This is a genomic window from Nocardia pseudovaccinii, from assembly GCF_050942345.1.
GTDB classification, from domain to species: Bacteria; Actinomycetota; Actinomycetes; order Mycobacteriales; family Mycobacteriaceae; genus Nocardia; species Nocardia pseudovaccinii.
Map to the genome: position 1 here is coordinate 8,894,828 of NZ_CP192074.1, position 3,341 is coordinate 8,898,168.

Consider the following 3,341-nt stretch of genomic DNA (forward strand, 5'->3'; position numbering starts at 1 on the left):
TGCAAGGATCGGCGCGTGCGGCTTGTGCTGGTGGAAGACGATGACGGAGTCGGGGAAGCGCTGCAGGCCGCGCTCACCGCTCGGGGCTACCTCGTCGACCGCAAGCGGCGCGGGGCTGACCTACTACGCACCCACCGCGACTACGACGCGGTGATCCTCGATCTCGGACTACCGGATATGGACGGGCTGGAGGTGCTGCGGCGGCTGCGTGAAGTCAGCTCGGTCCCCGTGCTGATCCTCACCGCCCGGGCCGGTGAGCGCACCGTGGTGCTCGCGCTGCGCTCCGGCGCGGACGACTACCTGGTGAAACCGCCGCGCATCGCGGAGCTGGTCGCGCGGCTGGAGACGGTGACCCGTCGCGTCGTTATCCACACCTCGCCCGTGGAAGCGGTTGTCTCCCAAGACGTTCGGGTCGATCTGATGGCTCGGCAGGTTGAGGTGGCCGGAGTGCCGATCATGCTGACTCACAAGGAATTCCAGCTGGTTCGGATCCTGGCGGAGCGACCCGATACCGCCGTGAGCAGGCAAGAGCTGATGGACCGCATCTGGGGCGACTCATCGGCCTCGGTATCGCGGGCACTGGATGTGCATATGGCGGGATTGCGCGCGAAACTCGACCGGCCCGGTTTGATCACCACCATCCGTGGCTTCGGCTATCGCTGGCGCACCGACGGATCCTAGGTCTGCACCGAACCATGCCGCTGCTGGAAGCGCTGCTCGAACTCCGCGGCATAGACCGACGGCGCCACCGATGACGAAGATTGTTCCAGCACACCGTCATCGGCGACATAGAAGATCGCGCGCCCGATCGAGATCTCACCGGGTTCGGTCGGCACGTACACCATCCAGCCGACGCTGATCCGGTCTGCGCGCAGATCTTCCAGCGGATAGCCGGTGGTGTCCATATTCTGATCCAGAATGAACTGGCGGACCTGGGCCATCGCGGCGTCCCGCGAGATGGGCTCCGGCAAGGTGATCGTCACACCGGCCAGCGTGAGCTGATACAGGGCGCTGTCGATATCGAAGGTGCCGTCGTCGCCGAAGACCTCGACGAGCGTATCCCGGGTCACCACACCGATTTCCGCCGCCGACACCAGATTCGCCACCGCAGCGCGCTGCCCATCGCTCGGCTGCTCCGCGACCAACCCCGCCACCACTCCGGCCACCGTATCGGAGGTCCAGATGCCGGGCACCGCCTCGCTGAGCCGGTCCGCGGTCGGCGACTCGCCGCGATACCACCGACCGCCGTCCCACCAATAGCAGAACGACAACAGCCCGCTGGCCGCGCGCGGATTCAACACCGGATTGGCGACCCACTCCGGGGCGCCGGCATACAGTGCGGGCATCGGCGTCGCGCCGTTGTAGACCGCATCGAGTTCGGGCGCATTCCACACGCCACCGGACAGCACCGCGCGACCACCCGGCAGGGCATACAGGGTCGACCCGCTGCGTTTCGAACCTTCGAACCAGCCGAGGGCGGGCAAAACCCTTGGCCCCCACTGTGATCCGGCGGCCACGAAAGCCGCCGCGATAATCGCCCAGCGAGCCGACAGCACCGGGAAGGCCGGAAAGTCCCGCTCGGACAGCACCGGGCGCACGCCGGTCTCCCGGTCCATCCTGGCCTGCGCGGCCGCCGCGGCCGCCGGGCGCGATTGCCGGTCACCGTGGCCGATATAGGCCGCGAGCCAAACCGGCAGCCGGTCGCGCGGATATGCCTGCAAATCCGCGAGATAGACCTCGGGAAGCAATAGCTGATCGTCCGGGAAGGGCTCGTCACCATAGTCGTAATCGACCTCGATCTCGCCGGTGCTCGCCAACTCGATCAACAGCCGCCACCAGGGGCCATCGCTCAATTGAGCGGAAAGATGCCGCTGCTCGCGGACCAGTTCGACCACCTCATCGGCAGGCTGGACCCGTGCCTCGCGCTGCTCGTCATCGGCGAAGGTCACCAACCCGATTTCGGTGCTCGTGGTCATCGCGAAGACGGCCTCCAGGCGCCGCCAGCCCGGTGGGCCACCGGCCGCGAGCGCGCGGGCGATCCCGTGCATGAGCTGTTTGGCCTGCTCGGCGACGTCTACCGGTTCGTCGAGGGTGAAGCCGATATCCGGGGCGTCCTCGTCCTTTTCCTCGGTTGGGCTGTCGTCGGCCGCCTCGAATGCCTTCATGAACTCAGCCATGAACTCCGCGTCGCCATCCGGTACCGCCGCGCGCTGCTCGTGATTCGGGGTCGGCTCTTCATTCGACGTGTCGCCGGGTGCTTCGCCATCAGGTGTGGTCACGTCGCCGCAATCTCCCTCATCTGCGCACCGCGCATGGGAACGTACGCACAGTGCCCGAGCCTATTACCGTTCTTATCCTGGCACAGCGCCGAGATACGCGATTCACGAAAGCTTGGGGCTTAACCGTTCCTGAAGGAAGAACTCCATCGGAGTGCGACTCGTTATTGACCGCGCGTCATTACTTTCCGTCGGGATGGCCGACGGTGGCGAGGGCAGTAGTCCAGTCGGCGACGATGGCGTCCTGGGCGTCGGTCAGGGCCACCTTGCCCGAGCAGACCAGCGAATGCAGTTGGTTCTCGACGGTGTCCTTCGGGTTGTTGGGTCCGGCACCGGGCTTGTGGTCGGGGGAAGGTGGCTCCACCCACAGGTTGCGCGGGTCGTTGGGGTCGCCGCCGAGTTCCAGCGAGACCAGGTGGTCGTATTCGGCGTCGTGCAGCGAGCCGGTGTACCCGTAGGACTTGGCGTTGGCGTCCTTTTCCCGGTTGGTGATGTTGGCCGGCGGGCGGATCGAAGACGTGTAGCCGCTGGCGCAAATGGTGCTGCCCAAGGTGTCGGCGGTGACCTTGGGATTGGTCGCGCCCGGGGTGCACGCCGGATCCGGCAGCGGCTGACCGCTGACGGACTTGCCGAAATGGCAGCTGCCCTCGGCCGGTTGCGGCTGCACCGTATAGGTCCCCGACGGGCCCGGACCGACCGGCACCCGTGCGGCCTCGTGCGCGGCGGGCGGATGCGGCACGGCCTGGGATATCGGTTTCGAATTCTGGTGTGCACAACCGGCTGTCAACAGCGGCACGGACAGCAATGACACCAGCAGGAGCTTGCGCGTATTCATGACTTCCTTCGGCAGACCTTCAGCTGTACCCAATTGTGCGGTACCGCAGCCGAATTAGCTGGTGGACCTGCACGGATACATGGTCGAGCAGGTGGATGCTCGCGGGTCGGCTCGCGTCGCAGTCGTTGACGCTGCGCGAGCGTGCCGCGGCTCGGGGGCTCGGGTTCCCGCACACCGAGTAACCGACTGCCCGTCACCAGCGAATCCGGTGCTCGATCGGCGCTCATGGG

General features: G+C 66.4%; 3 protein-coding genes. 1 reads left to right on the plus strand and 2 read right to left on the minus strand.

Annotated features, from left to right (window positions below; genetic code table 11):
* Nucleotides 1-15: 15 nt before the first annotated feature.
* Nucleotides 16-681: a response regulator transcription factor gene (locus ACQPZ2_RS40215; protein WP_433523155.1), complete on the plus strand. Its 666-nt coding sequence runs from the start codon at nucleotides 16-18 to the stop codon at nucleotides 679-681.
* Here the strand turns inward: ACQPZ2_RS40215 and ACQPZ2_RS40220 are convergent.
* Both ACQPZ2_RS40220 and ACQPZ2_RS40225 read right to left on the minus strand, forming a co-directional pair.
* Nucleotides 678-2,279, minus strand: coding sequence for a hypothetical protein (locus tag ACQPZ2_RS40220; protein WP_433523156.1), 1,602 nt, complete (start codon nucleotides 2,277-2,279; stop codon nucleotides 678-680). The two genes, ACQPZ2_RS40215 and ACQPZ2_RS40220, sit on opposite strands and share 4 nt — an antisense overlap.
* A gap of 178 nt (nucleotides 2,280-2,457) precedes the next feature.
* Nucleotides 2,458-3,111 carry a hypothetical protein gene (locus ACQPZ2_RS40225; protein ID WP_433523157.1) on the minus strand — a complete coding sequence of 218 codons (654 nt, stop codon included), beginning with the start codon at nucleotides 3,109-3,111 and terminating at the stop codon, nucleotides 2,458-2,460.
* Between the last annotated feature and the right edge of the window lie 230 nt (nucleotides 3,112-3,341).

What these genes read in the sequence shown, in the direction of transcription:
- ACQPZ2_RS40225 (WP_433523157.1), bottom strand. Translation starts at nt 3,111, where the DNA reads ATGAATACGCGCAAGCTCCTGCTGGTGTCATTGCTGTCCGTGCCGCTG.